22 protein-coding genes are annotated in these 25,646 nt (G+C 48.5%); 4 read left to right on the forward strand and 18 right to left on the reverse strand.

The window, feature by feature from the left end; genetic code table 11:
* Positions 1–3 precede the first annotated feature (3 nt).
* The 7 genes from G3M70_09885 to G3M70_09915 all read right to left on the reverse strand — a co-directional run bounded on the left by G3M70_09885 (position 4) and on the right by G3M70_09915 (position 6,981).
* Positions 4–972, reverse strand: coding sequence for a radical SAM protein (locus G3M70_09885; protein ID QPJ62163.1), 969 nt, complete (start codon positions 970–972; stop codon positions 4–6).
* 9 nt (positions 973–981) lie between these two features.
* Complete coding sequence (locus G3M70_09890; protein ID QPJ62164.1) at positions 982–2,163, reverse strand: N-acetyl sugar amidotransferase; 1,182 nt, start codon at positions 2,161–2,163, stop codon at positions 982–984.
* A complete protein-coding gene (locus G3M70_09895; GenBank protein ID QPJ62165.1) occupies positions 2,160–2,780 on the reverse strand; it encodes a pseudaminic acid biosynthesis-associated methylase in 621 nt (206 codons plus the stop codon). Before G3M70_09895 ends, G3M70_09890 begins: the two co-directional genes overlap by 4 nt.
* A 12-nt stretch (positions 2,781–2,792) precedes the next feature.
* A complete protein-coding gene (locus tag G3M70_09900) occupies positions 2,793–3,536 on the reverse strand; it encodes an NTP transferase domain-containing protein (GenBank protein ID QPJ62166.1) in 744 nt (247 codons plus the stop codon).
* A gap of 24 nt (positions 3,537–3,560) precedes the next feature.
* The gene (gene pseC / locus G3M70_09905; protein ID QPJ62167.1) at positions 3,561–4,775 is read right to left on the reverse strand and encodes a UDP-4-amino-4,6-dideoxy-N-acetyl-beta-L-altrosamine transaminase; all 1,215 of its coding nucleotides are present in this window, start codon (positions 4,773–4,775) and stop codon (positions 3,561–3,563) included.
* Positions 4,759–5,748 (reverse strand): UDP-N-acetylglucosamine 4,6-dehydratase (inverting), encoded by a 990-nt coding sequence (gene pseB, locus G3M70_09910; protein ID QPJ62168.1) that lies wholly within the window; start codon positions 5,746–5,748, stop codon positions 4,759–4,761. Before pseB ends, pseC begins: the two co-directional genes overlap by 17 nt.
* A gap of 216 nt (positions 5,749–5,964) precedes the next feature.
* Positions 5,965–6,981 carry an NAD-dependent epimerase gene (locus G3M70_09915; protein ID QPJ62169.1) on the reverse strand — a complete coding sequence of 339 codons (1,017 nt, stop codon included), beginning with the start codon at positions 6,979–6,981 and terminating at the stop codon, positions 5,965–5,967.
* A 293-nt stretch (positions 6,982–7,274) separates the two neighbouring features.
* Here G3M70_09915 and G3M70_09920 point away from each other — a divergent pair, with 293 nt between their 5' ends.
* Positions 7,275–9,197 (forward strand): polysaccharide biosynthesis protein, encoded by a 1,923-nt coding sequence (locus G3M70_09920; GenBank protein QPJ62170.1) that lies wholly within the window; start codon positions 7,275–7,277, stop codon positions 9,195–9,197.
* A gap of 37 nt (positions 9,198–9,234) precedes the next feature.
* Here G3M70_09920 and G3M70_09925 read toward each other — a convergent pair whose 3' ends face one another.
* The 6 genes from G3M70_09925 to G3M70_09950 all read right to left on the reverse strand — a co-directional run bounded on the left by G3M70_09925 (position 9,235) and on the right by G3M70_09950 (position 16,222).
* Complete coding sequence (locus G3M70_09925) at positions 9,235–9,912, reverse strand: hypothetical protein (GenBank protein ID QPJ62171.1); 678 nt, start codon at positions 9,910–9,912, stop codon at positions 9,235–9,237.
* Positions 9,913–10,005: 93 nt separating this feature from the next.
* Positions 10,006–10,983, reverse strand: a complete 978-nt coding sequence (locus tag G3M70_09930; GenBank protein ID QPJ62172.1) for a Gfo/Idh/MocA family oxidoreductase — start codon at positions 10,981–10,983, stop codon at positions 10,006–10,008.
* 227 nt (positions 10,984–11,210) lie between these two features.
* Entirely contained in the window at positions 11,211–12,233 is a 1,023-nt protein-coding gene (locus tag G3M70_09935; protein ID QPJ62173.1) for an SDR family NAD(P)-dependent oxidoreductase, read from the reverse strand.
* Positions 12,234–12,343: 110 nt separating this feature from the next.
* A complete protein-coding gene (gene rfbD, locus G3M70_09940; protein QPJ62174.1) occupies positions 12,344–13,246 on the reverse strand; it encodes a dTDP-4-dehydrorhamnose reductase in 903 nt (300 codons plus the stop codon).
* A 21-nt stretch (positions 13,247–13,267) separates the two neighbouring features.
* Positions 13,268–14,365, reverse strand: coding sequence for an SDR family oxidoreductase (locus G3M70_09945; GenBank protein ID QPJ62175.1), 1,098 nt, complete (start codon positions 14,363–14,365; stop codon positions 13,268–13,270).
* 150 nt (positions 14,366–14,515) lie between these two features.
* Entirely contained in the window at positions 14,516–16,222 is a 1,707-nt protein-coding gene (locus G3M70_09950) for a hypothetical protein (GenBank protein QPJ62176.1), read from the reverse strand.
* A gap of 213 nt (positions 16,223–16,435) precedes the next feature.
* Between G3M70_09950 and G3M70_09955 the strand changes: the two genes are divergently transcribed.
* Positions 16,436–17,872: a mannose-1-phosphate guanylyltransferase/mannose-6-phosphate isomerase gene (locus G3M70_09955; protein QPJ62177.1), complete on the forward strand. Its 1,437-nt coding sequence runs from the start codon at positions 16,436–16,438 to the stop codon at positions 17,870–17,872.
* A 26-nt stretch (positions 17,873–17,898) separates the two neighbouring features.
* Here the strand turns inward: G3M70_09955 and G3M70_09960 are convergent, their stop codons facing one another.
* From G3M70_09960 to G3M70_09980, 5 genes are all read right to left on the reverse strand, one after another.
* Positions 17,899–18,465, reverse strand: a complete 567-nt coding sequence (locus G3M70_09960) for a D-sedoheptulose 7-phosphate isomerase (GenBank protein ID QPJ62178.1) — start codon at positions 18,463–18,465, stop codon at positions 17,899–17,901.
* Positions 18,465–19,352: a glucose-1-phosphate thymidylyltransferase RfbA gene (gene rfbA / locus G3M70_09965; protein ID QPJ62179.1), complete on the reverse strand. Its 888-nt coding sequence runs from the start codon at positions 19,350–19,352 to the stop codon at positions 18,465–18,467. The genes G3M70_09960 and rfbA overlap by 1 nt, the downstream gene beginning before the upstream one ends.
* 30 nt (positions 19,353–19,382) lie before the next feature.
* Positions 19,383–20,441, reverse strand: coding sequence for a dTDP-glucose 4,6-dehydratase (rfbB, locus tag G3M70_09970; protein QPJ62180.1), 1,059 nt, complete (start codon positions 20,439–20,441; stop codon positions 19,383–19,385).
* A gap of 23 nt (positions 20,442–20,464) precedes the next feature.
* Entirely contained in the window at positions 20,465–21,514 is a 1,050-nt protein-coding gene (locus tag G3M70_09975; protein QPJ63780.1) for a DegT/DnrJ/EryC1/StrS family aminotransferase, read from the reverse strand.
* A gap of 503 nt (positions 21,515–22,017) precedes the next feature.
* A complete protein-coding gene (locus G3M70_09980; GenBank protein QPJ62181.1) occupies positions 22,018–23,322 on the reverse strand; it encodes a nucleotide sugar dehydrogenase in 1,305 nt (434 codons plus the stop codon).
* A 251-nt stretch (positions 23,323–23,573) separates the two neighbouring features.
* On the opposite strand from G3M70_09980, the gene G3M70_09985 reads away from it, so the two are divergent.
* Both G3M70_09985 and G3M70_09990 read left to right on the forward strand, forming a co-directional pair.
* Positions 23,574–24,584 carry a glycosyltransferase family 9 protein gene (locus G3M70_09985; GenBank protein QPJ62182.1) on the forward strand — a complete coding sequence of 337 codons (1,011 nt, stop codon included), beginning with the start codon at positions 23,574–23,576 and terminating at the stop codon, positions 24,582–24,584.
* Between the two features lie 54 nt (positions 24,585–24,638).
* A complete protein-coding gene (locus G3M70_09990) occupies positions 24,639–25,640 on the forward strand; it encodes a glycosyltransferase family 2 protein (protein ID QPJ62183.1) in 1,002 nt (333 codons plus the stop codon).
* The last annotated feature ends 6 nt before the right edge of the window (positions 25,641–25,646 follow it).

The following is a 25,646-nucleotide window of genomic DNA, read 5'->3' on the forward strand; positions in this document are numbered from 1 at the left end:
GTGTCAGGCGTCCGGAAATGCGTTTTCTTTTACGTGAAGGAAGGCGTTTGGTTTGACAACGTTACAACCGTCACAAAGAGGAATAAATTTTTTTTCGTGAATAGACTGGCGCAAAGCCTGATAGGCGGGGTTATTCCAGATGGCGCTGAGGCTTTCTTCATGAACATTACCCATCACACTCTGACTGGTTAAATCATAGCAACAGGGAACCACATCGCCATTATCCCGAATACTGATCGTGTTGATGACATGATCGCAGTAGTTTCTCACCGTATCGTCTGCGGGGTCGATAACAACATCATAGACCTCATCGGGAATATGGATGTGGGGCCAATGCATGGCATAGGTCGATTTAAAATGAGAGGGATCAATTTTCTCAGGCCCTGAAAACTCATTCAGCAAGTGTTCCGGTAAAGCCGGGTTCCCATCTTCTTTTGCAGGAGAGTGGTTTTTAAACTGGGTGGTGGCAATAAAAACTTCCGGTTTTCCTTTTTGATGACCATCCAGATATCGAATCAGACGTTTGATGTTGGAAACAATTTTGGAGTATTGGCTGTTCACCCGGATGAAATCGTTTTGTTCCGGACTCAACCCATCAAGTGAAAACTCGATACTATCGAGGCCGCAATCGGCGAGTTGTGTCATCATCGAGTCTGTCATTACCATCCCGTTGGTGACTGTCTTGATCATGATGTTGCCCAACGTCCTGAGTCGTTTTACCATTTCAAAAAACTGTTTATTGAGGAGGGGTTCGCCTCCGTGATAGAGAACGACAACCTTGATTTTGTCTCGCTCGGTTTGAATGGCTTCAAAAATTTTATCGAAGGTATCTTTTTTCATCACACCGCGTTCCATCTCAATTGTACCGGTGGGGCAGTGGTTGCAGGCGAGGTTGCACTGACTGGCCGGTTCTATCCGAACCACACGGGGGAAGGGGAGAATGAGTTTTGGGGCTTTCAGGTTTGTACTCACGATAGGTGGTCAGATGTTATCGTGATTCACCTTGGTCAGGTTCCCTTTTGCATCCTTGACCAGGCTACCCCGGTTGTCAGTTTTGAATATTTTTTTATTGGTGAACCGGTCGCAGATTTTGATGAACTGGTCCAGGGAAATTTCAAGTGGATCTAAAATTTCCTCGATGGGTTTTCCGAGGTAGGTCCAGGGAAAGCGACCATCATGCTCCTTCACCAGATCCATGGCATCGGCGCGGGTGATGCGGCCCCGCCGCAGATGAAGACAGGCCAGATCGGTGGCACGACCAAATCCGAATTTTAGAAACTTGAAATAATCATGGATGCCGGTCTGGTGGTTATCGAGGTTTTCGTAATTAACGATGGAGCCTTCGACCGTTGTCTCCAGTGATGCAAATCCTTTGCCCTGTGCCAGCAACGCATTGGCGTAACCGTCCCAGGGAATGTAGTAGCCGAGGAAAATTCCTGTGACTCCCACACTTTTTAATTCCTCATCAGTGGGGTAGGTGTAGGGAATCAGGTGCCGCTTTTCGATTCCTTCCATGCCGACGAGGTCGGTCACCCGCAGTCCGAGCAGCCCGCCAAACTCTTCCAGCCAACGCCGGTTAAGGACATTGTTTTCTTGCGCAGCGGCGGGTCCTCCATATTCATTTTGTGAATTTTCTCCCCAGACAATGAGGGGAATGTTGTATTCAACAGCGGTGCGAATGGGGATGGTGAAAATCCCAACATGTTCCGGCCAGGAGATGTCACCCACCTGGGTCAGCCCGATGCGATTGAGTTTTCTGCGTATTTGAATATTGGGAGAGAACTCAACATAGTCGACTCCCAGGCTTTTAATGTTTTCGATGTTTTTGCGTCCGATGTCTGACAGATGGCAGGTGGTTGCCGTAACACACAGGGGATTCAGTCCCATTTGCAAAACCCGCACGACCTGATAGGTACTGTCTTTGCCGCCGCTCACCGGGATGACGCAGTCCCAGTTGGAACTGTCTTTCGATCGATAGCGGTCAACGATGGTGTCGAGTTCTTTTCGTCTGGAGTCCCAGTCAACCTCAACTCGTTTTTCATAGCTGCGGCAGGCACTGCAGACACCTTCTTCGTCAAACTTGAGGTCCGGTTTGGTGTCCGGCATCACGCATTGGCTGCAATAGCGCAGTACGGACTTTTGAGAGGAGGCCGGGCGATTCATCGTTTCTCCAGCAAGAACCAGGTGAGGTCGTCCTGCGGAAAAGGTCCGCGGTGATAGGCGAAACCGTAGTCGACCAGAGACAGGTCGGGGAAGCGGTCCATCAATTCCCCGGCAAAATCGCGTTTGAACAGTTTCCCGGAATGGCCCCGGTAAGGAATCTCAACCGGTTGTGGGTTGTAATACTCGGCCACACAGATCAACCGTTTGGAAGACCGGTGCATTAAATCGTAAACGGAGGGAAGTTCATCTGGGTTGATGTGGATTAGCACACCTTTTGAAAGAACAAAATCCCATTGGCTGCCCGGTTCAAAATTCAGGATCGATTGCGGGAATACAGTCACTCCATCTACATTTTGTTTCAGGATCTCTACGGATTCCGGATTGATCTCAATGGCGGACAACTTTGCTTTCGGCAGTAGGCGTTGCAAGGCCACAAGGTTCAGCCCTATATTGGAGCCGAATTCGATAACAGAATCGATGGACCCGCATCGGTTGAGCACTTTTGTGAAAAATGCCAGGTTGCTGGCGACGAGGTCCCCGCCCTGATTGCGGTTGGCGTATTCCTTACCGAATTCGCCTGCCCAGAATTGTTCCTGTTCTGTTTTAAAAGAAGCCATGTTTTTTCGAACTCAATGTGCTTTCTGTTGTATGTGTGCGTTCAATGTTTTTAGCTCTGGATTCTTTTCCAAAAGGTCGAGCACATCCCGCGTACTGAAAATAGCACCGACCTTTTCATTATAGAGGGCCTCGTAAATTTCACGAATTAAAATCAGGTCGTCCGGGGTGTCGAGCGTCCATCGGAGTTGAGACAGGTCTTTTGTTTGTGAAAAATTGTGCAAAGAAAACCTTTCCGGATTTCTGTGAATATAGGGAGTGACATGCTCTCTTTCTTCCGGTGCCTCCGCTTTTTCCCAGGCAAGGATGAGCGCATCACGGTTGAAGATTTCAATATCAAGGCCGCGTGGAAAAGTGCGTTCCTGAACATTGCTCAAATAAAGCAGGTTCTTCGATGATGAAAGATTCTCATATGTTTTCAGCATGGACGTTAAAAGTTCGGGGTCCAGCAGGGGGCAGTCCGCGGTGATACGGACAACCGGGTCTCCGGAGAATGTCTGGGTTGTCTGGTAGTACCGGTCGAGGACATCGGTTTCACTTCCTCGAAAACAGGAAATCCCGATATTTCTCGTTTCTTTTTCTATGGCATCATCGTTTTCATTAACCGTTGTGGCCACCACGATATTTTTGACTTTGGGGCAGGCCTGCACACGCTCGACCACATGGTGCAAAACGGATTTTCCGCAAAGGTCGAGCAACACTTTACCCGGCAGGCGGGTCGCTCCCATACGGGCCTGAATGATGATGAGGGGTTCCATGTTGGAGGCGAGAGTCTCCTGGTTTCAGGTGCGGTAAGCGTCTATCACTTTGTATATAGCCACCACCACATCGTGGACATCTTCGTCCGTCATGCCTGGCCAGATGGGCAGGCTCAAGATTCGTTGGTAGCTGGATTCCGCGACCGGCCAATCGTGTTTGGGGTATCCGAGGTTCTGGTAATAAGTGAACCAGGGAATGGGAATATAGTGAACGTTGACCCCTATGTTTTCTGCCCGCAATGCCTTGAAGATGACCTCGCGGTCGACATTCAGTTTGTCCAGATTGAGCCGGATCACATAGAGATGCCACGAAGGGTTGGCTCCCGGTCTGGTAACGGGAAGTTCCAGTTCTTCCAAATCCTTAAACGCGGCGTTGTAGGCATTGGCGATGTCCCGTCTTCTCTGTAACATTTTTGAAAGCTTGTCGACTTGCGATATCCCCAGAGCACAATGGAAATCCGTGAGGCGGTAGTTCATGCCAAGTTCGACTACGTCATAATGCCAGTCGTTGGATTTATCCCGTTGCCTGTGGTCGGTGGTTAAGCCATGATTGCGTGCCTGCCTCACCTTTGCGGCCAGTTCAGCATCGTCTGTGGTCACCATGCCACCCTCTCCGGTGGTGATATGTTTTACAGGGTGAAGACTGAATGCAGTGAGCTTGCCCATGGCCCCAACCTTCCGGTTATTCAGTGTGGCACCGAGTGCATGTGCTGAATCTTCGATCAACAGCAAGTTGTGTTTATCGGCGATTGCCTCAAGCCGTTCCATATCGCAGGGATGGCCCGCGTAGTCGACGGCGATAATGCCTTTGGTTTTTTCCGTAATAGCCGCTTCCACACAATTCGGGTCTATATTGAGTGTGTCCGGTTCGATATCAGCAAATACAACTGTACCTCCCTGAAAGCGGACGCAATTTGCGGTGGCGACAAATGTGATGGGTGTGGTGATGACTTCATCTCCAGGGGCGATGCCACCTGCGATGGTTGCCGAATGGAGTGCAGCGGTACCGCTACTGACCACAATGGCGTGTCTGGCCCCAACCTCCTCGGCAAACCGCGCTTCAAATTCGGCGACTTTGGGGCCTGTCGTCAGATGGCTGGATCGCAATACCGCGTTGACAGATTCAATATCTTCGTCGTCAATGAACTGCCGGCCATAGGGAAGTAATTTGGGGCGGACAGGTGTGCCACCATTAAGGGCCAGTTGCTGGGTTGCTTCCTGATTATTGACCTGATCCATTATTTTTTCCCTGGGACACTAATTCTGCCAACTGTTCCATATTTAACCAGTCGCTATTGGTGTCGCTGCGATAGCAAAACCCCTCTTCAAGTGGTTTGCCATGTTTCCACGGATCCTGGTGTGACCAGTCCACATAAGGTTTGATTACCAGGAAGTCTCCCAGATCGACCGTGTGGCGGGCATCGTCTTCACTGATAAGTGTTTCGTGAATTTTTTCTCCGGGACGGATACCGATCACTTTTATTTTACATTCGGGTTTAATAGCTTTGGCAAGATCGACTACCCGCATGCTGGGAATTTTGGGTACAAATATCTCGCCGCCCTTCATGAGTTCGAGCATCCTCAAAACGAAATCGACACCCTGGTCGAGAGTGATCCAGAACCGGGTCATGCGTTCGTCGGTGATGGGCACCTCATCGGTGTCTTTTAGTTTCATATAAACAGGAACCACACTTCCACGGCTGCCGACCACATTGCCATAGCGCACAATGCTGAAGATTGTTTTGTCCTGGGAATAGGCATTGCCGGCGACAAAAATTTTATCCGAGCATAATTTAGTGGCGCCATAAAGGTTGGCCGGATTCACCGCTTTATCGGTACTGAGGGCGATCACTTTCTGGACTCCCTCTTCAATAGCGGCGTCGATAATATTCTGTCCGCCTATGATATTGGTTTTGATGACTTCAAAGGGGTTGTACTCAGCAGCTTCTACCTGTTTTAAGGCCGCTGCGTGGACCACGATATCGACCCCACGGAAAGCGCGTTTGAGCCGGTCGAGGTCGCGGACATCTCCGAGGAAATAACGGAGGTTTTCTCCGTCCTGGACCTGACTCATTTCAAACTGCTTCAGTTCATCACGACTGAATATAATCAGCTTTTTTGGAGGGTGGGTTTTCTGCAGGTGGGAGACAAAAGCGTTTCCAAATGATCCCGTACCCCCGGTGATAAGAACGGATTTATCTGACCAGTTCAATGAATACCTGCCTCCATAATTAAATCTGGTTCGGGCAAACTACTACGCCTGGGCTTCTATCCAAGATGATGGCATAACTGTTTGATTGCAAGTTATTTTCGCGATGGAAACATCATACCTTCTTGTTGGCGGAGAGGGAATTGTTTTATAAAAGTTCGGGATGTAACCGTGGCGAGATCTGGAAAGAGGGTTGGTTTTCTAAAACGGTACCAGGGGTCAGGAGTTTTTTCCCTTGTAGTAGTCCAGGTACCACGCCACAAACTGCTGGATGCCATAAGACACGTCACGCTTGGGGCTATAGTCGAACTGCTTTTTCAGGTCGGAGACGTCCGCATGGTTTTTTGGAATATCCCCGGGCTGCATGGGAAGGTAGTTGATGGTGGCTTTTCGTCCCAGATTTTTTTCAAGCTCCTCGATAAATTTCATCAAAGGCACCGGGTTGCTGCAGCCAATATTATAAATACGGTAAGGGGCACTCGATGTTGAGGGATCAGGGGCGTCGGAGTCCCAGTCCGGGTCGGGTTCCGCTGGTTTTTGGGTCACGCGGAGGATGCCCTCGACAATATCGTCGATGTAAGTAAAGTCCCTGGTCATTTCCCCTTTGTTGTAAACGTCGATTGGTTTCCCTTCCAGAATATTTTTTGTGAAAATAAACAGGGCCATATCCGGCCTTCCCCATGGACCGTAAGCTGTAAAAAAGCGCAGGCCTGAAACAGGCATCCGGAACAGGTGTGCGTAACTGTGAGCCATCAGTTCATTGGCTTTTTTGGTGGCTCCATACAGGGCCAGGGGGTGGTTGGTTCCTTGATTCACTGCAAAAGGCATGTGGCTGTTAAGTCCATAAACGGAGCTGGACGAGGCGAAAACAAGATGAGAAACTTTATGATGCCGACATCCTTCCAGGATATTCAGAAAACCGGTGACGTTGCTGTCGATATAGTCGTGGGGATGGGTGAGCGAGTGTCGGACTCCTGCCTGCGCACCCAGATGAACCACCCGGTCAAAATTTCCGTTTTCGAATAAGTTTTCGAGAGGAGACCGGTTTTCCAGGTTTTCCCTCACGAAGCTGAACCGGGGGGATCTCTTAAGCAGGGAGAGTCGATCTTCTTTTAATCGGACATCGTAATAGGAATTCAGGTTGTCGAGCCCTGTCACCTCATGTCCGTCCTCCAAAAGTCGTTTGGAGGTATGGAATCCAATGAACCCTGCGGCTCCCGTAACAAGTAGTTTCATTTGGAGTTTGATTGGGAAGGATCCTGGAATCTTCCAGTTTTTATGAAATATCCAGTGAAATGGAGGGAAAAGGTGATTGAAACTGCTGGAATTATATCAAATTTCAGGCATAATAATCAGGGAAAATCGTGGCTGGCTTTTCGCTACTCGGCATTATATCCTGACGCCGGGAACTCTCAGTTGTTCTTTGCAATATCAGGAAAACGAAATTGAGGTTGATTTTCCTGTTTTTCCCATTCTTCCCTTTTACTCACATTCGTAGTTCGTCTGAATTACCGAATTAAAGCCTGATCATGCGTTCGAATCCTCTCAGTATTTTTCTTTCAAAGCCACACCGGTCCTTCTTGCTGGTTTTGGACTTGGTGTTTTCTATTGCCGCTCTCTATCTGGCTTTTTTCCTCAGATTTGATGGGACCATACCGGAGGAAGATGTCGTTGTCTTCCAAACGGTGTTGCCCTTTCTGTTGATGTCGAGGGCTGTCTGTCTAATTTACCTGGGTTTTTATAACCGGTTCTGGGAATATTCGAGTCTGGAAGACTTGTTTCAGATTGTAAAAGGAGTGCTCCTCAGTTCGCTCGTCGCTGTTTCCGTTTTGTTTTTTTACAACCGCGCATTTCACATTCCGCGTTCGATTCTGGTTATTGAGGCAATCCTGGCTATCACCTTTCTCGGTGGTTCAAGAGTTTTCTGGAGGTTCTGGAAAGAACGAAAGAAGAAAATCGTCCAGTCTGCTTCAGGATGTAACACGCTGGTCATCGGGGCGGGAGATACTGGAGCCTACCTGCTCAAGTACCTTAAGAAATTTTCATCCCACTACCGTGTTTGCTGTTTTATCGACCGCGATCCTTCTAAATGGAACAGCCAGTTGATGGGGGTTCGGGTATTGGGAGGGATGGACAAGCTACCTGAGGTTATCCAGAACTACGAAATCAAGGAAGTGCTTGTTGCGATTAACCAGATTGATTCAGACGAGCTGAGTAAAATTGTCGGCCGCTGCCAGATGCTCGGTGTTAAATGCAAACTGGCCTCTTCCGTAAAAGACATATCCTCCCAGAATATCCATATCAACCAGATTCGAAATGTTGAAATAAGTGACCTGCTGGGCCGGGACCCGGTGTCGCTGGATTTACAGGCCATTCAGGAAATGTTCCGCGGAAAAACGGTTCTTGTGACCGGAGCGGGAGGGTCGATCGGGTCGGAGCTCTGCTCACAAATCCTCGAGTACCATCCGGATCGGCTCATCATGGTGGATAAAGGTGAAAATTATTTGTATGACCTGAATCTCAAGGTCAGGTTGGAAACGCTGGGCACCAAGACTCATTGTGTGTTCTGCTCGGTAACGAATCAGAAGAAAATGGAAGCCGTGTTTCAGGAGTACCGCCCGGATATGGTATTTCATGCAGCTGCACATAAACACGTTCCTCTTATGGAGGAAAATGTGGATGAAGCCATTCACAATAATATCTTTGGAACCCGTACCTGTGCTGAGCTTTCAGAGCGGTTTGGTGTTGAACGGTTTGTGCTGGTTTCAACTGATAAAGTGGTCAACCCGACCAGCATCATGGGAATGACCAAGAATATCTGTGAAAAAATCCTGCAGTTCAAATCTTCCAGCGAAGACACGCGTTTCATTACCGTTCGGTTTGGAAACGTCCTCGGCAGTAACGGCAGCGTGGTACGCCTGTTCAAGAGCCAGATTGAAAATGGCGGGCCGGTGACGGTCACTCATCCCGACATGGAGCGGTTCTTTATGTTGATTCCCGAGGCGGCGCAGTTGATATTGCAGGCGGCTTCGCTGGGGGAAGGGGGAGAGATTTTTCTTCTCGATATGGGTAAGCCAGTCAAAATTGTCGACTTGGCAAAGAGGATGATCCGATTGTCAGGGTTTATTCCTGGCAAGGATATGGAAATTCAGTATGTGGGATTGCGTCCGGGCGAAAAATTATATGAGGAACTGGTTGCCGATGGTGAAGAAGAGCGACCCACCAGCCATAAAAAAATCAAACGGGTACTGCCGCCCTGTCGGGCCGATCAGGAGTTTATGGAACGGATGACCCAACTCTGTGACGATGTGGGAACTGCGACTTTGGAAACACTGGAGTCTAATTTAAAAAGCCTGGTGAAAAGCAGTGGTTCACGGATTATGGAAACAGACCCGATCCTGCTTGGAGGTGATCCTTCATCGGGACTGGCTCCGGAAGAAAGCAAAGATTAAACCTTTGTGTTCAAGCCCTCTCCTGTTTTAAAACAAGTCACTCCTTAAAACTGAATTTCTCAAGATAACCTTTAAATTTCGCCAACGTTACCTTTTCGGTTTCCTGGTTCATTCGCATATGGGGTTCTCCCACAGCAATGTCCTCAAATGGATTGACCGGTTTCTCGAAGAACTCCTGGAACCGTGCCGTCATATCGATTTCCAGCTCATAGTGCCTGCGTGCAAGACTTTCAATCGTGTCATTGGAAAATACAGGAGTTGGTTTGATTGAAATGATCTCCCCGGCATCGACCTTTTCATCAATGAAATGGAGACTGATGCCTAAAGGTTTTTGATCGTGGATGCTCCATTTGAAGGAGTCCAGTCCGCGGGAGGCCGGGATGACACCGGGGTGGCAGTTGATCGTCTTTTTTCCACGAATAAATTCTTCAGACAAAATACCCGCACCTAAAATCAGGTAATAGTCCAGTCCGCCGGGGATGTCGTGATCCTGGTCAATGGTCTGGTATCTTAAGCCAAATTTTCTTGCCATTTCCTCCGGATGCGCCCCAGCTTCTTGAAATGGACGGTGGACGATGATCGGTTTCCTGGGCTTTCTTGGTTTGAAGGGAAGCGCAAACAACTGGATCGATTGACAATCCATTTCGACCAAACGCAGCAATACCTGTTCAGTTTTTAGATGGGGAAAATTGTAGGTGATAATTCCAAGATTCATGGAATGTTTATTCCCAGAGTTATCAGAAAAAGAAATTCGAAACGAAGTAACGGCAAGCCCTGGTGCCCCGCCTGCAGGCGGGCAGGTTGTTGCTCAACCTTTATCCAGAGCGGTCTGGCAGCGTTGTAAAACCGAAAGGACGCGTACCGCTTCTTCTCCAGTGGTGTAAAACGATTCCCCTTGTATGGCGTTCAGGAAAGTTTTGCACTCGTTCTTCAGCGGCTCTTCCCAAGTGTCTGTAAGGTCCACTGCTGTGCCCTCCTTCTTTTCCGGAACAGGAACGCCCTCGCGCCAGAGAATGTTATGTGGGTACACCATGATCTTTCGATCAACAGGGACCGTGTCGTCAAAGGTGACCATTTTACGGTCACCGACAATTACAAGCTTCTGTTCTTTAAACGGGTGTAACCACGAAACGAAAATGTGGGATGAAACCCCGCATGGAAACTTCATGTGTGTGATGGTGGTGTCTGCAATATTGGGATGCAATATATTGCTGCCTACGGCCCAGACGGAATCCGGTTCCTCGTGAACGAGAGACAGGATCACTGAAATGTCGTGTGGAGCAAACGACCATAAAATATTTTCCTCGCGACGGAATTTCCCTAATGCGAGCCTGTTCGAATAAATATATTGCAGACGCCCGAGTTCACCTTCGGCCAGCATTTGTTTGATTTTAATTATGGCTGAATGGTAATGGAGGATATGACCTACGAATAAAGTGCGTTTTTGTGTTTTCGCAAGTTCGGTTAGTTCTTGCCCCTCTTCAGCCGTTAGTGAAAGAGGCTTTTCAACAAACACATGCTTGCCTGCAAGCAGGGCATTTTTCGCCATTGAATAGTGATGGACTGCCGGAGTGGCAATCGCGATGGCTTCGATTTCTTTTTGATTGAGAAGGTCAGTGAAAGAAGGAGTGATGGGAACCCCGGGATACATGTTGCTCTTCCGCGCAAAAATTTCTTCAGAAGGATCACAGATAACGCGCAGGACCCCGAGTTCGTTGAACACCCGTGCCAGGTTTTTCCCCCAGTAGCCGGCACCAACCAACGCCAGGTTTATCGAAGAACTCATAAAAAATTACCGTATCAGGGTGATTGGAGAAAACTGCGCGCTAAAAGTTTCTAGTCGCCATCTTTAAATGTTGGCAAGGTGCTTTTAAGAAACAAATGGGCAACTTTGTGTTACGAATCAGATTATTTGTTTTGAGGTCTTTTAATCAATATAGCCAAATAAAGGCGGGGAAACAACCGCATCTACTGGAATTGAGCCAAAATCCAAAAAACTGATGTGTGCGGATTTTAACCTGGGTTCATTTCTTTCAGGTAGTCCTGGATCTCGGGTTGGGACAGGAGCAGTTGTTCAATTTCTTCTACAGATAATTGACGCGCAACCTTCGATGAAAAATCGGCAAGGTCAGACCGGGCAGGCTCACCCTCTGTGAGGTATTTTTCGTAGTTCAGGTCACGGTTGTCCATTTTGATTCGATAAAAATCTCCCAGGTCTTCAGCTCGACTCAGTTCATCCTGATTGGCCAGAGTCTCGTGCATTTTTTCACTGTGCCGCATACCGATGATGTCCACAGGATTCTCAGCCTTGAACACCCGTTTTACAGCTTCGACAAGAGTGTTGAGGTCCGAGGCTGGCGCTTTGCGAATAAAAAGGTCGCCTTGTTGCCCCTTTGCGAATGCAAACTCCACAAGATGAATCGCATTTTCCAGTGTCATGAAAAACCGGGTCATGGTGGGTTCGGTTACCGTCAGGGGTTTTCCTTCGCGGATCTGTTTGATGAAAAGTGGAATGACGGATCCGCGCGAGTGAATCACGTTGCCGTATCGAACGCAGGTGATGATGGTGTCGTCTGATTTGAGTTCCCGGGATGCGGCCTGGGCCGTTTTTTCCATGAGGGCTTTACTCATCCCCATGGTATTGACTGGATAAACAGCTTTGTCGGTACTGAGACAGACCAGTGATTGGACCCGGTGCTCGACTGCCGATTGAATCACGTTTCGGCTTCCAAGGACATTGGTCTTCACGGCCTCCATCGGAAAAAATTCGCAAGAGGGGACTTGTTTCAAAGCCGCTGCGTGGAACACGAGATCGACCCCCCGCATGGCTTCATCGAGCGTTTGCTTTTCGCGAATATCTCCAAGGAAGAATTTCAGGCGCGGATTGTTGAGGTCGGTTCGCATACCATCCTGCTTGTTTTCATCCCGACTGAAAATACGGATTTCCTGGCAATCTTTTTTCAGGAGGTAGTGCACCATCTGGTTGCCAAACGAACCGGTGCCACCCGTGATCAATACTGTTTTGCCTTTAAACATTCTGGTCCTCCTGTGGGTGGCATTTTAAAGATGGTATTACTTTCCTATCGAAAATCAGTTGATAGACCTTGATGGTTTTCTGGACGAGCACGAATTATTTTTCCAAAGGATCAGGATTCCGGGTCCACAGACATGCAACTGGTTAACGCCTGTTTCCAGTCTGTTTGTGGAATTCCAAATGTACGGTTGAGTTTGGAGTTGTTCAATACAGAATATTTAGGCCGAACCGCCAGGGTCGGGTATTCGCTGGTCGGGATCGGATACAATGCGGGAGGTTTTTCTAGCTTAAGTATGTCAACAATGGCCTGAGTAAAACCAAACCATGTTGTTTGTCCGCCAGAAGTCAGGTGATAGATCCCGGAAACACCGTTTATTTTTCCAATATTTTCATCCAGGCTTTTACCCAGGATTTTTTCGAGAGCTGTCACCGTCGTTTGGGCAATGGTGCGGCACCAGGTCGGAGCACCGTACTGGTCGTTGATTACTTTTAATTCGGGTTTTTCTTTGGCAAGTCGCATCATGGTTAGAAGAAAATTTTTCCCACGAATTCCATACACCCAACTCGTTCTAAAAATCAGGTGTGGGGCCTGGCTATTTTGAATAGCGAGGTCTCCCTCCAGCTTGGTGGCCCCGTATACACCCAACGGGCCGGTGGGATCTTCTTCTACATAGGGAGAAGTTTTCTCACCAGAGTAAACGTAGTCGGTCGAATAGTGGATCAAGGCCGCTCCTGAACGTTCTGCTTCTTCAGCCAGCAAAGCGGGAACCTCAGAATTTATTTGTCGCGCGGTATCCGGTTCTTCTTCAGCCTTGTCCACCTGGGTATAAGCTGCAGCGTTAATGATCAGGTTTGGTTTAATTTCACGAATGGTGGTCCTGACGTTGTCAAATTTGCGCAGGTCCAGATTGTGGAGGTCGTAGGAGCTTAAGCTGGATTTTGCGGCGAGCAAATTTTCCAGTTCAAATCCGACCTGCCCTTTACAGCCAATGAGCATGATTTTAGGCAATGCCATGGAAAAAACCTCAATAAATACTTAAACGATTTCCCGGACCGTGTCCGGTAGAGAAGGATCAAAAATTTCATTCGCCCAGAACAGGGTCATCAATTCGTCCTGGCCGCTGTTGATCAGATTATGGGTGTGCAGGGTGGGAATGTCCAGTACTTGTGGCTGGTCGCCATGAACTTCAAAACGTTTGACCTCGTCAGTGAACATGCGACGGATGCAAATGGTGGCCGATCCTTTTAGAACGACGAAACGTTCAAACTTGCGGCAATGAAAATGGTTTCCCCGAGTCACTCCGGGTTTGGTGGTGGAAACATAAACCTGCCCACCATTGAGTTCTTTTACCAGTTCAAAAAGGTCGCCCCGGTTATCACTGTGTCGTGTGAGGTCAAGAGGAAAATGTTTTGGGTAAAGGTATGACCGGTAAGTGTTGAATAATGCCAGGGTCAAGGGATCGCTCAGGTCGGGAACAATATTTTGCTGGTACGTTTCAGAAAGTTCAGTCAACTTGGCGAGCAGTTGGGATACCAGCATCTCTTCACCATCGACTACTTGCTGGGTGGAAGACATCGATCGCCCGGCGGCAAGCATGCGTTCAGCTACCTTTTGAGCGTGCACCAGAAATAGAGGCTCATCATTTATGATTTGAGGTTTTTCGTTATTTGCAATTTGATGACAGAAAGTGTGAACAACGGAATTGTAAAAAGGTTTGCCGTGTTCCCCAAAGACATGAGGCAGGATCATATTGGTGAATAAGGCACCAGATTCCTTTGACCAATCTGCAAACCTTTCGGAACAATAACGCTTTGCATTGCCGTATGCGGTATGCCGGTCCCGATGAATGGAAGAGGAAAAGACGAGATGAGGTTTGGCGCCAGTCCGGTTCAGCGCTTCGATCAAAAGCTTTGCAAGCTGCTTGTTTACGGAATCGATTTCCCCGGCTTCACCGCGATTCACCCCTGCAAGATGAATCAATATGTCGAGGTCAGAAACAAAGCTGTCCATCGATTCAGAGTTGAAAAATGTGGAGCGGTCTGCGAGAACTACGTTGAGTTCGTTTTGGGAGGCCAGGTGGCATCTGAGGTGCCAGCCAATTTGACCGCTTGCTCCTGTAATTCCGATTTTCATTGGGTTTATTTGGGGTTGGGGTGGACGCTATTATCCATATCGAAATCCAGAGGAACAAACTTGATAAAAACCTTCAAATAACAATAAAAAGGTTGGCTGGGTTTATTGTACTGGATTGTCGAACCGATCAAAAGGCAGATGCTTTGAAGTTCATGGATTCAAAGATGCTTCCTTTTGTTTTTTCATCCTGATCCGGTCAAATGCTTTCCGCAATAGATGCGGCTGGTTTCCAACCTGATAGTACCTCAGGTATTCATTCATAGCCCGGACGTAATCTCTTTCAACTTCAAACAGCATTCCTCGAATCAGGATAGATTCTGGTAGAGGTACAACACCCTCTCTGGTTTGCTGCAGTGTGTGAATTGCTTTGTCTCGAAATACAGGGTCATGTGTTTTCTCATATAAGTGGGTATATAAATAGGCTCGGAACGTTAAAGGACGATCACAAAACGGGCAAAGTTCACCGGCTTCTTCAGTCATTTGAAATTTTTCTTCCATTGGTATTTCCGGTGACCTTGCCGCAACAAATTTTTGCGAATAGTTGAATGTGGTCCACAGAGTGCCAGTGCCAACTAAAACTATGGCGATGGAAAAAACAGTCCAGGTTTTTTTCAAGTCTTTGTTTGCTTTTTGTGGAAATCCTTTTGTGATTATTACTTGCGCGGCTCCAAAACAAATTGTCACCGTAAATATAAAGTAAGGGGAAGGCCATATTGTTTCCACCAGGCCGTGTGTCAGAAAACCTGCCATCCCGATCATCAAGCCAAGGGCAAACACCGCTTCTGGTCCCTGGTTTTTAAGATAAACAGGAAACAGCCCCTTAAAAAACTTAAAGAATGCTGTAAGAAACAGGCACAACCCGATCAATCCCATACCGGCCAGTGTTTGGAGGTAAATACTATGGGCATGAGGTGGAGGCAACACAATTGGAGGAATGGCAGACGATAGGGGAAAATCTATTTTGTATGGAAACAGCAGGGAAAAGGTCCAGGGTCCCGAGCCGATAAAAGGATAGTCAGAAAAAATTTTCAGAGCACCGTCCCAAAACAATTGGCGGAAGAAAAAAGAAGATGTGGCTGCAGAAACCTCAGCAAAGGAAGAATCTTCCTGCCCGCTTCCAAAGTTTATGAATAGCAGGTGGAATAACAACCGGCCTGCCCCAAACCCGAGAGCCAATATACCGGCATTTTTTTTATTCTCGTTTTTAATCAATGCCCAAACCAGAAGGAACATGGCCACGCCTGCAGCAATATTGGCTCCACGAGAATTGGTAAATCCCAGTTGTGCCCAGATTAAAACGAACATGATCCAGGCAGTTATTTTTCGGGTTTTATCCTTTTCTGTAAGTAACAGGGTGGCAGCCATGAAAAGAGGAAACAGAAGATAGCCACCACGAAAGTTGGAATTTATGAATACAAAATTGATAGTGACATTGACCATGGGAAAATAAGCCTGGAAAATCCAGCTCAACACACCTTGAAGTGCTGCGATGGAGGTCAATAGCCAGAACAATCTTCTCACCTGTTCCAGAGTTTTAAGTGTCCGATGAAGAAATAATAAGAGGGCGATGCCGGTAATGTATTTCAAAAAAAACTGGAGGCTCATCTCGGGGCGGACTGAATAGAAAAAACCGATCATTCCCCAGAAGAAAAATAGGGCCAGCCAGATAGATCCTGCAAAATCAGGTAATATCTCTTCCTTTTTCTGTTTTTGCTCCAGAAGGCAAAACAAAAGGCAGGACAGAGCCAGGAAAAGAAACAAGCAGGTGATTTCAAGTTGGTCAAATGGAACGTGAATGGAGCCCACGCCGATGGTGTGGAGAGCGATCAAAAAGAGGGAAAAGATAAAGCCGCTCATGGGCGTGGAGGAAGAAATTAGAAAAAGGTGCTGGTTACCCTGGGAAGGCGACGACTGCCAACGAGTATAGCTAATATTAAATCCCGTTTACAGGAAATAAAGGGAACCGTACCTTTGACGGAAGGTGTTGTTGTGTTAGAATTTTGGTAATTCTGCCACTCTTGTTGGTGGCAATGCCACCAATTCTTCTCCACTTTTTCCCATTCCAGATTGATGAAAGCCGTTCTGCTTGCCGGGGGAAGCGGTACCCGATTCTGGCCGCTGAGCCGGGAGATGCACCCCAAACAATTCCTGAAGTTTGCAGGTGACCGGTCCCTTTTACAAGGGACGATGGAAAGGTTGTTGCCTGTGGTTCCCGCTGCAAATATTCACGCGATCACCCACCGCGATCAAGCCGACGAAACCTGTCGTCAATTGGAGTTCCTTGGTTTCGATGCCAGAAACCTGGTTGCTGAACCGATAGGACGCAATACCTCGGCTGCCGTGGCTTTGACCACCCGTTTGTTCGAAGCCGACCCTGATGAGGTTGTTGGAATTTTCCCAGCCGACCATTTGGTAGAAAACACCAAAGTTTTTGAAAAAGGAATCAAGGATGCTGAAGAATTAGCCAGGCGAGGTTACCTGGTCACCCTCGGTGTTCCTCCCCTCCGGGCCGAGACTGGATACGGTTATATTGAATCCGGTGAGGCAATCTCTAACTCGACGGGGTTTAAAGTAAAGTCCTTTCGGGAAAAACCCGATGTTGCAACCGCGAATACCTATCTGAAAAAGGAAGGGTTCTTCTGGAACTCCGGGATGTTGTTTGGAACGGTCGGTGTGTTGTTGAGGGAGATCCAATTGTGGATGCCAGAGCTCAGTCAATCTCTGGAAGGTGTTGATGCGCATCTTCGAAACGATACCGGTTTTTTCCCCTTTCAGGTTTTTGACGATACGGGTGGAAGTCTTTACGAAAAGCTGCCGGAGTTATCCATCGATTACGGTGTGCTGGAGCGATCTCAATGCGTTGCAGTGGTGCCCTGCGAAATGGACTGGTGTGATGTGGGGTCCTGGGAAGTGCTAAACGAACTGTTTGATTCTGATGAAGATGGCAATGTGAAACCGGACGGAGTAGAACTGCTCGACTGCACTAACAACCTCATTCATGTGGATGGTCGACTCATTGCCGCGTTGGGAATTGACAACCTGATTGTGGTCGACACACCCGATGCCCTATTGGTTTGCAGGCGGGATCGCGCGCAGGACATCCGAAAGCTGGTCGATAAACTGAAAGCACATCAGCGCGAAGAAGTTATAAGTGATTCAACGGTTGCCAAGCCCTGGGGCAGTTATACCGATCTCATTCGCCAAAAGGATTATCTGATCAAACGCATCACCGTGATGCCGGGGCATCAGCTCAGCCTGCAGGCGCACGATCATCGTTCCGAACATTGGGTGGTGGTTTCGGGAGAAGCGGAGGTGGAATGCGACGGTTCGAACCAGCAGCTCAAGGTGAATGAGTCGACCTTCATTCCAAAAGGGGCCAAACACCGTTTGTCCAATCCCGGGAAAGAACCTCTGGTGCTGGTAGAAATTCAGATTGGGCCTCTTTTAAGCGAAGACGATATCACTCGCTTTGAAGATCGTTATGGCCGTGCTGATTCCCCTGAATAGGATTTTTAGAAGTGAGAATTGGAGAGTTAAAACTCGTCGTCCAGTATTTCGCAGATGATATGGCCTATTGTGATGTGTGCCTCCTGAATACGTGCGGTTTCGCTGGAAGGAACCACAAGGGCAAGGTCCACGATATCTTTTAGTTTACCGCCATCTTTTCCTAATAGCCCGATGGTGTGGATTCCCATTCCTTTGGCCTGCTGAACGCCACAAACAACATTTTCCGATTGTCCGCTGGTGCTGATTGCAAGAATGGCATCACCTTTTTGACCAAGGCCCTCAATCTGCCGCGAGAAAATTTCCTCAAATCCATAGTCGTTGCCAATAGCCGTCAAAGCCGAAGTGTCTACCGTCAGAGCCAACGCGGGAACCGATTGCCGCTCCTTCTTGTAGCGTCCCACCAGTTCAGCGGCAATGTGTTGAGCATCTCCAGCGCTTCCTCCATTACCCATGAGGAGAAGCTTGCCGCCACCCTTCAGGCTTTTCCGGACAATTTGGACCGCCTGGTCGATGTCTTTCGCCATGGTGTCCGCGATAGTTCGCTTTAAATCTGCGCTGCTGTTAAGGAAAGTTCGAATCCGGTCCTGGCTCATTACTTAAGAGGCTTTCCGCTCTTGGCGAGTTTTAAAAGATATTGTCCGTAATTATTTTTACCCAGAGGCTCTGCCAGTTTCGCCAATTGGTCGGCATCGATGGTTCCCATATTGAAGGCGACTTCCTCGGGACAGCAGATTTTTAATCCTTGCCGTTTTTCGATGGTTTCAATGAAGTTGGAGGCCGCCAGCAAAGCATCGTGGGAGCCGGTGTCGAGCCAGGCGTAGCCGCGTTGCATGATTTCCACTGTAAGTTGTCCGCGTTCCAGATAAACCCGGTTCAGGTCTGTGATCTCCAGTTCACCACGTGCCGAAGGTTTCAGGTTGGCGGCAATGTCGAGCACCTGGTTGTCGTAGAAATACAGCCCCGTGACCGCATAATTGGATTTCGGATTCGCCGGTTTTTCTTCCAGACTGATGGCGCGTCCGGCATCATCAAATTCCACGACGCCATAAATTTCCGGATTGTTTACCCAATACCCGAACACGGTAGCACCCTCGGTCCGGTTTCGTGCATTCGCCAAAAGATCAGTCAGTCCGTGTCCATAGAAAACGTTGTCTCCAAGAATCAGACTGCAACTATCGCTACCAACAAAATCGCGGCCGATGATGAATGCTTGCGCAAGACCATCGGGGCTGGGCTGCTCTGCATATTGGATTTTAATTCCCCATTGAGTGCCGTCTTGAAGTAACGCTTCGTATAAGGGACGGTCCTGCGGAGTCGTGATAACCAGGATTTCATTGATCCCCGCCAGCATCAACACGCTCAGGGGATAATAGACCATGGGTTTGTCATACAGCGGCATGAGTTGTTTGCTCACCACCTGTGTCAGCGGATACAGCCTGGTCCCTGAACCACCTGCGAGAATAATTCCTTTTTTAACCATTTGTATTGAATCCTGTGAATTGAAGTATTGCTAATCCGTTGTTCCCAGGCGCTCACCGCGATAGGCACCCGAGGTCACCCGCTCCAGCCATTCCGTGTTGTCGAGGTACCAGCGCATGGTTTTGCGCAAACCCGATTCGAAATCGTTTTCCGGTTTCCATCCCAGTTGATTTTTTATTTTGGAAGCATCAATGGCGTATCTTCGATCGTGCCCGGGTCTGTCTTTCACGAAAGTAATTAATTCCTCGTGGGGAACGGGGCCGCGATCGGGGGCCATTTCATCCAGCAGACGGCAGATGGTTTTGACCACTTCCAGGTTGGGCTTCTCGCTGTCGCCACCAACGTTGTAAACTTCTCCGGGGGTTCCTGCTTCCAGTACCCGTTGGATGGCACTGCAATGATCCTCTACAAATAACCAGTCGCGGACCTGTTGTCCGTCTCCATAGACAGGAAGGGGTTCTCCAGCCAGTGCTTTGCCGGTCACCAATGGAATGAGTTTTTCCGGAAACTGGTAAGGACCGTAATTGTTTGAACAGTTTGTAGTGAGAACAGGCAAACCAAACGTCCTGTTATAAGCCCGCGCCAGATGGTCGGCTCCTGCTTTTGAGGCCGAGTAGGGCGAATTGGGGGCATAGGGTGTGGTTTCGGTGAACAATCCAGTTGCACCCAGTGAACCGTAAACTTCATCGGTCGAGACATGGAGGAAACGGAAGTCATCTTTGGCTTTACCTTCCAGCGACAGCCAATGAGCCCTGGCAGCTTCCAGCATTTCAAAAGTACCCACCACGTTAGTCAGGATAAAGTCTCCTGGAGAATCTATTGACCTGTCCACATGGGATTCAGCCGCGAAATTGACAACATAGTCCGGCTGGTGTTCTTTGAAGAGGGAACGGACCAGTTCACGATCCCGTATATCACCTTCCACGAACACATGGTTGGGGTTGTCGTTGAGGGATTGCAAGGTGTCCAGATTCCCTGCATAGGTGAGGGCATCCAGATTGATAATTTTTACATCTGGCCGTTGCATTGTCAGCAAAACAAAGTTGCCGCCTATGAAACCGGCTCCGCCTGTTACTAAATATGTTTTCATGGACGAATCATCTCATGGAAGGTTTAGGAAAAAAAGTCCTGAATTGCAGCGACCACATATTCCTGTTGTTGTGGAGTTACTTCAAAAGAATTGGGTAGAGCCAGGGTTTCCGCTGCGGCTTTTTCAGAAACCTTGAAATCACCTGTCTTGTAGCCTAAGTCCCGGAAACATTCCTGTTCATGCAGGGAAAGCGGATAATACACTTCGCAACCAATTCCGTTTTTCTGAAAATGCTGGCGCAGCGCATCGCGTTTTCCATCCGCCACCCGAAGGACAAACTGATTGTAAATATGGCGAGTCATGACCTCTTGCGGGGTCTGAATGTGATCATCCAGCTTGGCGTCAGAAATGAGTTTGCGATAACGGTCGGCATTGTCCTGCCGCTTTTGGGTCCATTTATCGAGGTACGGCAGCTTTGCCGCGACCACAGCCGCTTGCAGGGTGTCGAGACGAAAGTTCCCGCCAACCCATTTGTGGTAATACTTCGGATGCGAGCCGTGAACGCGGAGGATCTTGAGCCGCTCGAAAAGATCTTCCGAGTTGGTGGTGACGAGTCCACCATCTCCCATTCCTCCTAGATTTTTTGTCGGGAAAAAGGAAAAGCAACCCATATCCCCGAGTGACCCTGCCCGCTGATCTTTGTATTCAGAACCGATCGCCTGTGCGGCATCTTCAATGACAACCAGATTGTTTTCTTTTGCAATGGAGTTAATAGCCTCCATCTCTGCACACTGTCCATAAAGATGAACGGGAATGATGGCTTTTGTTTTTTCATTAACGGCTGCGGGAATCAGGCTTGGATCAAGGTTGAAGGTCACCGGGTCGATATCAACGAATACCGGTTTTGCTCCAACGCGGACAATGGAACCTACCGTTGCAAAGAATGTGAAAGGGGAGGTGATGACCTCATCACCCGGGCCGACATTGGCTGTCATCAGAGCGATCACCAGTGCATCGGTTCCGGAAGATACCCCCACTGCAAAACGCGACTGACAATACTCGGCAATCTTGTCTTCAAGGTCCTTGACTTGGGGGCCGAGTATGAATTTACCGGAGCGAATGACTTCATACATTTCCCGTTCAGCATCGTTCAACCATTCGTGATAGGAGCCCGGGATGTCGAGCAGCGCGACACTTTTTAAAGGGGCGGCTGGTTGTTCCAGACGGATTTTAAGTTCGGCCGGGGTGAGTGCCAGAACTTCCAGCGTCTTAAATGATTCAGTGTCCAGGGTCAGTACCAAATCAAGATTGAGTCGATGCAAGGTTTTTGCGGAAAGAGATTCTGAAAACCCGCCACGGTTGTCCGAAAGAGAATCTGCGATTTCCGGGTTTGATATTGGAGTCAGGGAGAAGCGGGACAGTATCGTTGCCAACCGTTCCCGGGCCGTTTTGTCATCCAGGGATTTTTGAATTTGCCTGGAGGCATCGGGGACACAGGCACCAAGTACCCAGGCCTGGATCCCATCGCGGCAAAGTAATTGAAGAAGGTCGTCGTTAGGATTTACTGCCAGGTCGACGATGACATCGGTATGAATTAACAGTTTCAATATGACCTCTGTAGATTAAGGAGAGAAATTCAGGCTTTGATGATTTTGTCAGATTGGATGTGTTCGCAGGCGTTTCGCGTGTCGAGCACCATTTGTGCGGCTTCCACAATAGTAGAATAATCGAACATCGTGTGGTCCGTTAGGATCAATACGGCATCGAAATCGGGAACGGTAGACAGATCTACCGATTCCTTTCCCGTAAACATTGGGTATTCCCGCGAAGGGCCAATGCGGGGTATGTAAGGATCATGATATTCCACCTGGGCACCCGCGTCCTTAAGTAATTGCATGATTTTCAGGCTTGGTGATTCGCGATAGTCGTCGACATTTTTTTTATAAGCCATACCGAGGATCAGTAACCGGCTTTTCCCGAACGCAATGCCTTTTTTATTGAGTGCCCACATGAGTCGTTGCACAACGTAGGTCGGCATTTGCAGGTTGATTTCACCAGCAAGTTCGATAAAACGCGTTGTGATTCCGTATTCGCGTGCTTTCCAGGTCAGGTAAAAGGGATCGATTGGGATGCAGTGCCCCCCCAGGCCGGGGCCGGGATAAAACGGCATATAACCAAATGGTTTGGTACTGGCAGCGCGGATCACTTCCCACACATCGATGTCCATTCGGTCAAAAATGACTTTCAATTCGTTGACGAGTGCAATGTTGACGGCACGGAAGATATTTTCCATCAACTTCGTGGCTTCTGCAGTGGAGGTTCCGGAAACCGGTACGATTTCTTCGACGATCTGGCTATATAAAGAGATGGCAGCCTCACGTCCAAATTCTGTGTCGGCTCCAACAACTTTCGGGATGGTCCGGGTACTGAAATCCTGATTATTCGGGTCTTCGCGCTCTGGAGAATACGCGACATGAAAGTCTTCGTTTGCTTTCAGATGGGATCCTTTTTCCATGAGTGGAATCAGCACGTCGCGGGTGGTTCCGGGATAGGTGGTCGATTCCAAAAGAATCAATTGCCCTTTTTTCAGGTGTGGAGCGATGGAGCGTGCCGTGTTGGCCACATACCGCATTTCAGGTTCCCGGTTTTTGGTCAGGGGAGTGGGAACGCAGATCAACAGGCAATCCATCTGATTGACCATGGAAAAATCCGTGGTCGCAGAAAACTTTCCGGAAGAGACCAGATCGCCGATGGCTTCACCTGGAAGATGGCGGATATAACTTTTACCTGACGAAAGCTGTTCAACCTTGGACTGGTCGATATCGAAACCGGTAACGGTAAATCCCGCCTTGCCAAACTCAATGACCAAAGGGAGTCCGACGTAACCAAGGCCGATGACACCGATGTTGGCCTTTTGCTCTTTTATCAGGTTAATGAGCATGCGTTGGGCCGGAAATCCTGATCAAAAGGTTGTTTTTTTATGGGGCGGAGTGGCCAATAAGGCTGAAGAGAGTCTAACAAAAATCAGGGTTCAACTCAATGCGCTCCGCCTGTCGCCAATGGGAGGTACATTTTTACGAGCTTTTAATTTATTGGGGCAGGTTTTTTGAGACTTTGCCGGTATCCTTAACATTTGCTAGAGTGACGCGTGTAAAGGATCGCGTGTATTTAGTTGAACTTTGGGGAGATTAAATGGCAGGTGCACAGAAAATTCTGGTGGTGAGACAGGGGCGGGCGGGAGATATGGTCATGATCACCCCAGCACTCACTCAAATTCTGGAAGGTTACCCTGGAGCGGAGGTACATCTTGTCACCAGTCCGGACGGACGTCGGGTCCTCAAAGGATTTCATCCAAGATTGGCCCGGTTTTTTCTTTATTCAAGACGGATTCCAAAAACCTGGTGGATTGGTCCCAGACTGGTCAAGGAGTTGAAAGCAGAGAATTATGAGCGAATCTTCCTGTTTGAAACGAATCCCCATTACACAGATTTGCTGAACGGAGTTTGCTCTAACCTGCACAGGATCACCAACCTGGAACCGGACGTGCACTATTGTGTCCGCTGTATTGAAGTAGTGGAAAGCAATATGGACAATGCTCCGAAAAGGAGTTGGCTCACTCTACCGGTTACGGAAAACGGACAGACTAAAGCGGAGGACCTGCTGGGTCGACATGGTGTGACCGAATCGACTTTCCTTGTGGGAATGCATCCCACATACAGTGGAATGACGTTGCCATTTTATCGTCAATGGGGTGGCAGGAAAAAACACCGTACCTGGCCGCAAGCGTATTTTGCCCGACTTGCAAATATGCTTAACCAACACGGAAAGGAAAAGGGGGTCGACCTAAAAGTCCTGGTTGATATTTTGCCTGAAGAAAGACCTTTACTCGAAGAACTGATTGAGAAGAACAACAATACATTAATCGTTTTATCGGAGCCGCCAGACTTTGAGCGCTACAAGGCCATCATCGCACGTATGAATCTGTTTGTAGCGCCAGACACAGGTCCCATGCATATGGCTGCTGCACTGAGGACTCCATTGGTAGCCTTGTTTTCAGGGAAGTCACCACTGGATTGCGGCCCCTATGTGGATCCATCCCAATTTGAAGTGGTGGAATCAAAAGGCATGCCAGATGCCGAAAAAGGTTTGTCGGCTATTTTGCCAGAAACCGTGTTCGAAACCTGTAAACGATTTTTGCCCTGACTCCTTCCGGTAACAATTGTCACCTTCCCATGGTTTTGTTACATTGCAGGCACCATGCAAACGGACACCGTTGCGGTTATCATCGTAAATTATAATGCCGGGAAGCATCTCACGAGATGTCTTGAGGCACTGGGTAGACAAACACGTAAGCCGGACCGAATTTTGCTGATTGATAACGCGAGCACGGACAGTTCCCTGGACGGTATTACCGCTTCCTGGCCTGACGTAGAAATTTTTATCCAGGAAAAAAACACGGGTTTCGCTGCGGCTAATAATTTTGGTATCGCCAAAGCTGACAATTGTGAGTGGGTTGCCTTGCTCAACCCGGATGCTTTCGCTGACCCTGATTGGCTGGAGCGTTTGATGGACGCGACTCAGGCGTATGCCGAGGACTCGTTTTTCGGTAGCCGCATGTTGTGTCATGGCCAGCGTGACAGGCTCGATGGGACAGGTGATGTATATCATGCCAGCGGAGTCGGGTGGCGGCGCGATCATGGTTTCAAGGTGTCGGAGGGCCATATGGCAGATGAAATTTTTTCTCCCTGTGCGGCGGCGGCTCTCTATAAACGACAAGCGATTTTGGATGCAGAAGGATTTGACGAAGATTTTTTCTGCTACTTTGAAGATGTGGATCTTGGTTTCCGCCTGCGTCTGCTTGGCCATCGCGGACGTTATATTCCTGAAGCGATTGTAGAGCATGTGGGGTGGGGGACAACGACCAAAAGCAGTGACTTTTCTATTTACCATGGTCATCGCAACCTCGTCTGGGCTTATTTTAAAAACATGCCTGGTCCCCTGTTCTGGAAGTTTTTACCGTTGCACCTGATCTGGAATTTTATTTTCCTGATTGTGTTTTCCCTGAGGGGGCAGCCGGGGGCTATATGGAAAGCGAAGTGTGATGCCTTGCTCGGGTTGCCTGCTGTTATGGATAAAAGGCAGCGGGTACAATCGAAAATAAAGGTGAATCAAAAAAGGTTGTTGCCGGTTATTGATTGCGATGCATTGGCACCTTACCGCCAGTTTCGTAGTCGAAAAATTAATGGCCCAAAAAAATAGAGGCAC

Origin of the sequence: Candidatus Nitronauta litoralis (assembly GCA_015698285.1) — a bacterium.
Taxonomy (GTDB): Bacteria; Nitrospinota; Nitrospinia; order Nitrospinales; family Nitrospinaceae; genus Nitronauta; species Nitronauta litoralis.

Excerpts from the sequence above, each read along its gene's own strand:
- G3M70_09890 (QPJ62164.1), bottom strand. The coding sequence starts at position 2,163 with ATGAATCGCCCGGCCTCCTCTCAAAAGTCCGTACTGCGCTATTGCAGC.
- G3M70_09895 (QPJ62165.1), bottom strand. The coding sequence starts at position 2,780 with ATGGCTTCTTTTAAAACAGAACAGGAACAATTCTGGGCAGGCGAATTC.
- rfbD (QPJ62174.1), bottom strand. The coding sequence starts at position 13,246 with ATGGCATTGCCTAAAATCATGCTCATTGGCTGTAAAGGGCAGGTCGGA.
- G3M70_09950 (QPJ62176.1), bottom strand. The coding sequence starts at position 16,222 with ATGAGCGGCTTTATCTTTTCCCTCTTTTTGATCGCTCTCCACACCATC.
- G3M70_09955 (QPJ62177.1), top strand. The coding sequence starts at position 16,436 with ATGAAAGCCGTTCTGCTTGCCGGGGGAAGCGGTACCCGATTCTGGCCG.
- G3M70_09980 (QPJ62181.1), bottom strand. The coding sequence starts at position 23,322 with ATGCTCATTAACCTGATAAAAGAGCAAAAGGCCAACATCGGTGTCATC.
- pseC (QPJ62167.1), bottom strand. The coding sequence starts at position 4,775 with ATGGATCAGGTCAATAATCAGGAAGCAACCCAGCAACTGGCCCTTAAT.
- rfbA (QPJ62179.1), bottom strand. The coding sequence starts at position 19,352 with ATGGTTAAAAAAGGAATTATTCTCGCAGGTGGTTCAGGGACCAGGCTG.
- G3M70_09920 (QPJ62170.1), top strand. The coding sequence starts at position 7,275 with ATGCGTTCGAATCCTCTCAGTATTTTTCTTTCAAAGCCACACCGGTCC.
- G3M70_09975 (QPJ63780.1), bottom strand. The coding sequence starts at position 21,514 with ATGTATGAAGTCATTCGCTCCGGTAAATTCATACTCGGCCCCCAAGTC.
- G3M70_09985 (QPJ62182.1), top strand. The coding sequence starts at position 23,574 with ATGGCAGGTGCACAGAAAATTCTGGTGGTGAGACAGGGGCGGGCGGGA.
- G3M70_09930 (QPJ62172.1), bottom strand. The coding sequence starts at position 10,983 with ATGAGTTCTTCGATAAACCTGGCGTTGGTTGGTGCCGGCTACTGGGGG.
- G3M70_09990 (QPJ62183.1), top strand. The coding sequence starts at position 24,639 with ATGCAAACGGACACCGTTGCGGTTATCATCGTAAATTATAATGCCGGG.
- G3M70_09915 (QPJ62169.1), bottom strand. The coding sequence starts at position 6,981 with ATGAAACTACTTGTTACGGGAGCCGCAGGGTTCATTGGATTCCATACC.
- G3M70_09935 (QPJ62173.1), bottom strand. The coding sequence starts at position 12,233 with ATGTTTAAAGGCAAAACAGTATTGATCACGGGTGGCACCGGTTCGTTT.
- G3M70_09925 (QPJ62171.1), bottom strand. The coding sequence starts at position 9,912 with ATGAATCTTGGAATTATCACCTACAATTTTCCCCATCTAAAAACTGAA.
- G3M70_09960 (QPJ62178.1), bottom strand. The coding sequence starts at position 18,465 with ATGAGCCAGGACCGGATTCGAACTTTCCTTAACAGCAGCGCAGATTTA.
- G3M70_09900 (QPJ62166.1), bottom strand. The coding sequence starts at position 3,536 with ATGGAACCCCTCATCATCATTCAGGCCCGTATGGGAGCGACCCGCCTG.
- rfbB (QPJ62180.1), bottom strand. The coding sequence starts at position 20,441 with ATGAAAACATATTTAGTAACAGGCGGAGCCGGTTTCATAGGCGGCAAC.
- G3M70_09945 (QPJ62175.1), bottom strand. The coding sequence starts at position 14,365 with ATGAAAATCGGAATTACAGGAGCAAGCGGTCAAATTGGCTGGCACCTC.